Here is a 2,590-nt window from a genome sequence, read left to right on the forward strand (position 1 = left end):
ACCCTCATCTTCGCCCTGCCCGTCGGCATCTTCGGGCTGAACCTCCTCACCGACGGCCAGACGGTCTTCGGCGGCGGGATGGTGTTCCTGGCCGTACTCATGGTCGCACTCCCGCAGTACCTCACCATGCCGCAGGACCTTCCAGCGATTGCCGCCGAAAAGGTCGTTGGCGGCGTCGCGAAGGACCCGGACGACGAGAAGTAGGGACGACGAGCAGTAGTCTCGATTTCGGACGTGAGGTGACGCAGGTCGTCACCACCGACTCGGGTCGAGACCGGTCGGCGCGTCGACGAGCATCCGTGGGCCGTCTTCTTCGACGACGAGCACGTCCGTTAGTTCGACGTGACCGTGTTCCGAGTGTGTGACCGCAGCGCGGACCCTGAGAACGTTTCCGGCAGCGAGTTCTCTATCACCGTCGAGCGGCGGGTCTTCCCGTGCCGAGAGACCGATGCCGCCGCCAACGTCTCGTGTCACTTCCTCGTCCATCGAGAACCCGAACGCGGCCGTCTCCGCGCGAATCTCGCTTCCGAGGAATCCGGCACTCGCACCGGGGTCGGCTTCGACGAGCGTGACGTCGCGGGCGGCGTCGCAGGCGACGTGCGCCCGGCGCTCCCACCCGCCGTCGGGGTCGACGACGAAGGTTCGCGCGAGCGCCCCACGATACCCGGCGGGGCCTCGCGGAGCCACCGAGACGACGATTGGCTCGTCGGCGACGAGTTCGACTGCTGACCCGCGTCCGGCACGGCCATCGCGTTCGTCGCTGTCGCCGTCGTCGCTGTCGCCGTCGTCGCCGTCAGTGCTTTCCCCACGTCCGTCGCTTCCACCGCGGTTTCCGGCGCGAACCGTCGTCGCACCCGCGGCATCGACGCCCTCGATTGCGAGTATCGCGTTCACCTGTCGGCGAAGTCGTTCTGTCGACAGCGGCGCGCCGTCCCAGACGAGCACGTCGTCGGAACCGGTCTCGTCACTCTCGGCAGACACAATCGATTTGGCGAGTATCTCGGCGGCGCGGCCGATACCCCGCTTGGCGGCTCGTTGCGTCGATTCGATGGCCTCGCGTTCGTCTTCGTCTTTCACCGCGCGTGCATCTCGAAGCACTGTCGTCGAGGCGAGGTCGTAGCCCGCCGATTCGAGATGGAGCGCGGCATCGTACGGAATGGTTTGTGACGCGAGGACAGTTCCTTCGGCCGCGTGTTCGCCGAGAACGGCCGCCGCGGCTTTTCCGGCGGGTCTGTCGTCGACACGGACGGAGACCGCATCGTCGGGTTCGGGACGGTCGACAGTCGATGGAACGCGAAGATGTGTCTCGCCGGGGATGCGAACGAACACGAAGTCGGTGTCGAGCCTGCGGCCGGTGAGGTAGCGACCCGTCGGGCCGTCACCGTGACAGACGGCGACGAAGCCGACGGCATCGCGTTCGCTGATGGCCGCATCGATAGCGGCACCGCCTCGGGAATCGGACGGCACGGGTGGATTACGCCTCGGGTTCGGGTGCGGGCGGTTCTTGTGCCTCGTCGACGAGTTCCTGGGCGTCTCCCTCGCGAATCTCGTTGTGCAGGAGGACGCTGATAGGCAGCGTCGGTGCGCCGCTGACGAGGTTTTCGAGGAGGATGAGGCGCTCGCGTGCGCGAGACATGCCGACGTAGAAAACACGGCGTTCGTTGTCGGTCACGAGCGGAACAGGACTCGTCGTCGCGGTGAACTCCTCGATACCGCGGGCTTCGAGTTCTTCGTCGGAGACGGACGCGGCCATCTGCTCGACGACCTTCTCGGTCAGGTCGGTCGCCATGAATACGTGGTCAGCTTCGCGACCCTTCGCGGAGTGGATGGTACCGACGCGGACGCGGTTCGGGTCCATCTCCTGATACTCGCCGGTGAAGTACGCGTCGATGGATTTTCGCTGGAAGCTCGTCACCTTGCGGACCATGTCGCTCGCGGAGGTTCCGTCGGGGGCAAACGGTGCGAAGTTCTTGATTTCCTTCGGCGTGAACTCGATGTTCGTGATGTCCTCGACACCTTCGGACTCTTGGCGCTCGTCGATGGCGTCGAACAGGTCGTCGCGGTCGTTCGTACCGAACGCGGAGTCCTGCAGCATGTCGGCGAGGCGACGTGCCTCCAATCCGTCGACCGGTTCCTCGGCCTCCATAGCTTCGACAGCGCGGACGTACTGGGTGAGGCGGTCGGTCCACATGCGCTGGTCGGTAAGCGTCGAGAAGGGGATGCCCGACGGGAGGAACTCATCGATGAACTGGAACATCTGGTAGCGAGCGCGGAACAGGACCATGACGGTTCCTTCGTCCTGTTCGACGGTGTACCGGACGTTCCGGGCGAGTTCGAGCATCGAGGGACTCTCGACGGCTTCGACTGCGCCACCTTCCTTGCGGGGTTTGAGGTCCTTCTCTTGGCGCTTGTCGATGTGCCGAATCTCGTGGTTGACGACGTTGAGAACGTTCGACGGAAGTCGATAGGAGTTCGGGAGTACTTCGTCTTCGTCGCGTTGCGCGTCGAGAAGTAGGTTCGGGTCTGCACCCTGCCACGCGTAGACGACCTGGTCGTCGTCGCCCGCGATGAGGACACCCCTCATGTGGGG

Annotated in this window: 3 protein-coding genes; 1 reads left to right on the plus strand and 2 read right to left on the minus strand. The window is 64.9% G+C overall.

Translation table 11 applies throughout. From position 1 onward, the window contains the following. A partial coding sequence (locus QT222_RS02695; protein ID WP_491476220.1) for a DUF7533 family protein occupies nucleotides 1-204 on the plus strand: 204 nt, incomplete at its 5' end. A gap of 48 nt (nucleotides 205-252) precedes the next feature. Here the strand turns inward: QT222_RS02695 and QT222_RS02700 are convergent. After that, nucleotides 253-1,467: a M24 family metallopeptidase gene (locus QT222_RS02700; RefSeq protein WP_491476221.1), complete on the minus strand. Its 1,215-nt coding sequence runs from the start codon at nucleotides 1,465-1,467 to the stop codon at nucleotides 253-255. 7 nt (nucleotides 1,468-1,474) lie between these two features. Continuing rightward, on the minus strand, nucleotides 1,475-2,590 hold a 1,116-nt coding region (locus QT222_RS02705), incomplete at its 5' end, for a 3'-5' exonuclease (RefSeq protein ID WP_491476222.1).

The sequence above is a fragment of the Haloferax sp. s1 genome (assembly GCF_058382125.1).